Consider the following 410-nt stretch of genomic DNA (forward strand, 5'->3'; position numbering starts at 1 on the left):
GTTCGATCTTCGTGGCAAGGGCACCGAGCTGTTCGCCTATTTCGAGACCGACCGTTCGTTCAACTTCACGATCGAGCAGCGCCAGATGTCCTGGGGCAAAAACTTGATCAGCGGCAAGGCGCTTCGCAACTTCGCGGGTGTCGATGAGCGCTACACCATCTATCTCGAAGTCCGTGGTGGCCATGATCGCCCGATCGCCGATACCGATCTGGTCGATCTGTCCGGCAAGGGCATCGAGCGTTTCATCACCGTCATCCGCGAAACCACGGAGGGGCTCGGCGCACTTCCGTCCGCGGACCGCCAGTTCGTCGAGGACCACGGGCTCACCTACGAGATAATCGGCGACGCCGCATCTAGCGGCGTCGTGATCAAGAACTACCCCCTTCCTCCCGGCAAGTTCGATCACGACA

At 60.2% G+C, this 410-nt stretch carries 1 protein-coding gene; it reads left to right on the forward strand.

All coding sequences use genetic code 11. The features are described 5' to 3' along the window. Positions 1 to 410 (forward strand): multiubiquitin domain-containing protein (locus CEV33_RS01520; protein ID WP_208620135.1); only part of this gene is annotated, 410 nt, incomplete at both ends.

The sequence above is a fragment of the Brucella grignonensis genome, assembly GCF_002252505.1.
Lineage (GTDB): Bacteria > Pseudomonadota > Alphaproteobacteria > Rhizobiales > Rhizobiaceae > Brucella > Brucella grignonensis.